The 2,492-nt window shown below is 36.6% G+C and carries 3 protein-coding genes; all 3 read left to right on the plus strand.

Annotation, left to right across the window (positions count from 1 at the left end; translation table 11 throughout):
• Positions 1 to 514, plus strand: a 514-nt coding sequence (locus tag BBG47_RS30210; RefSeq protein ID WP_175400658.1) for a hypothetical protein, incomplete at its 5' end; no start/stop codon positions are given.
• A gap of 19 nt (positions 515 to 533) precedes the next feature.
• Positions 534 to 1,352 (plus strand): hypothetical protein, encoded by an 819-nt coding sequence (locus tag BBG47_RS27700; RefSeq protein ID WP_065294426.1) that lies wholly within the window; start codon positions 534 to 536, stop codon positions 1,350 to 1,352.
• A 6-nt stretch (positions 1,353 to 1,358) separates the two neighbouring features.
• Complete coding sequence (locus tag BBG47_RS27705) at positions 1,359 to 1,955, plus strand: hypothetical protein (protein WP_065294427.1); 597 nt, start codon at positions 1,359 to 1,361, stop codon at positions 1,953 to 1,955.
• The last annotated feature ends 537 nt before the right edge of the window (positions 1,956 to 2,492 follow it).

Below are 2,492 nucleotides of genomic sequence, written 5' to 3' on the forward strand. Positions count from 1 at the left end.
TCTTGAGCCGACGAAGAATCAGATCGAGGTTCGGAAATATTATCCGGGTAGTAATCCAGGAGGTTCAGCATCTGGTTCAACCTCTAGTAAAAAAAATAGTAATATCACAGGTGAAACTAATAGTACGAAAATTGGTAAAGAGGTGCATAAAAAAAGGGCAGATGAACGTCGGGAGAGTGGCGGGTTTGATACGGTTAATGAGCCTCTTAAAGATAAAAAGGGTAATGTTATCGAAGTCCCAAAAAGGATTGATAAAAACGGTAAACCATCAAAGAAATACCAGAGGGCTATACCAGATGCAGTTCAAGGACCTCCGATTGGGAACATCATTGATGATAAACCTGTAGGCAGACCAATTTCTAAAGATAAACAAGAAATTCGGAGATTCATTGATGCATATGAGCAGAAGTATGGAGAATCACCAAAAAAGGTTATAATACAAAGATATGATCCAAAGACGGGGGCTCCGGCAGAAAGCGAAGTATATAGTCCTAAATTTTTCAAAAACCCTTAGCTTAATAGGAGGAGTTTTGGTGTACCAAGCTTATAATGAAAATAATGTTAGGGTTGTAATTACTGATGAACAATTAAGCAAGGCTTTTCGTCAACACGGTAAAGACTTATCAATTGAGACCGTAATTGCTATGGGGGCTTCACGCAATAAAATATTCATTCCGAGATTAAATGAGGCTCTCTATCATCAAACATTACGAGTAAGAATCGAAGCCATTCATAGCCTCCTAAGTATACATGATATTCAAAGTTTGAGCAGTCTTCAAGAAAAGGAAAAATCGATTTCAGAAGAGGACTTTAATGCTCCAATAAGTGAAAAGGCGGTTCTTCAATCAGCAATTATTCGTCTTGTAAATGGCCCTAAAGGAGCTGAAGAGGCTTTCTTCGAAAGCGATTATCATCCACGTGTTAAGTTAAACTTATTATACAATTATTCTAGTAACATGATCTTATTATCTGAGGATGTAGAATTTATTATAAATGCGCTTGGCTCATTCTTGTTCAAAGATAGAGAATGGATACAAAAATTGAAGAGAGATGATTATGAAGATGTGATTATTTGCGCTTTAGAGGCACTTTGGAATGCATCCGAGAAAAGATTGCTTACTCTGTCTAGCATTAAATATTATCAAAAATTGATTGCAATTGGTAAACAGATTTTAAATATAAAAATTGATTCCTACGCAAAAGAGATTGTTGCTATTTTTGCAAAGTATCTTCCTCCTAAATATGCCTATGAGATGCTAGAGCCCATTATGAATGGAAAAGCAAAAGGCGATATTGCAAAAGAATTGACACATACATTATCAATTCTTCACCAAAAAGAAAAGGAAGCTTAATCAATTATGAGTATGGAACATAAAGCATTTATATTCGATACTGTTGGCTTTAATAAGGAATTAAGAGAAATCATTATTGCTGCTGGCATTACAAATGATACTGGATCATTGAAATCGTTCATTACAGAAAATATGGGGAGGGTTCGCTCCGTATATACAGGAGATTTACTGAACGCTGGATGGGAAGAAGAACTAGAAAACGGAGGAGTGCAGGAGCTTTCTGATTTTGCTATGACGCTTTATTATTCACTGGAGGAAGACTCGGGACTGTACTATGCATGGGACTCCTTAATTGAAGCATTGCAGGTGATGTCTACGCGTTTTCATCCAGAATACTATATACTTGGGCGGGCTTTAAAATCAGGAGCTTTTAGACTCGATCCTGGTGGAATGGGGATGGGTTTCGTTTATGCTGAAGATATCCCCTTTATATGTAATGAACTCATTCATTTAAAACGAAATTTGAGTATTAACGGCCTGCCCCTGTCAAATGATGTCATCTATGAAACTCCAATTGATGAATTAATTGAAGCATACGATGAACTTATACGAATATATGAGGAAGCAAACGCAGCCAAGTGTGGTTTGCTAATGACATTTTAAGTAAAAATAGGTACTGGGAAGGATTTTACTGCTAAGTCTGACGATATTGGTCAAATTCTAACGTATTATTAAATAGTCAATTAAAACCATCTATGGAACGGATGTATACTTGCATCGGTTGCACATGCAATAATGGTTACTCATTATCTTGGATTACCATATGAACATTCATGGGGTGATAACTACAGTGTTGTTGATGGTTGATCTACAATACACCCAACAAACCAAACAGTAATTAACTTAAACAAACACTTAATAAACTTTTAAAGGCTTATTCTAACTCGAATAATGAGGGGGAACGAGCCATTTTTTTAAATGACCAAAATCTTAGGACGAAACGAATGGCAAAACATGAACTAGTAGTAGTGGAAGAGTTGAAGGAAGAGCTGCTAAAAAAGGAGGAATAAAAAGGAAGTCAAAGGGATAAACGAATTTGAGCTTATTAATGCTGTTACGATACTGCTTGGCAAAGTATTCACCGATGCAAGAGGCTGGAGGAACCCAGAGACCAAGGAATCGCTAGTACGATTCTTGCTG

The organism is Paenibacillus sp. KS1 (genome assembly GCF_001680695.1).
Classification (GTDB): Bacteria; Bacillota; Bacilli; order Paenibacillales; family Paenibacillaceae; genus Paenibacillus_B; species Paenibacillus_B suaedae.

What these genes read in the sequence shown, in the direction of transcription:
- BBG47_RS27705 (WP_065294427.1), top strand. Translation starts at nt 1,359, where the DNA reads ATGAGTATGGAACATAAAGCATTTATATTCGATACTGTTGGCTTTAAT.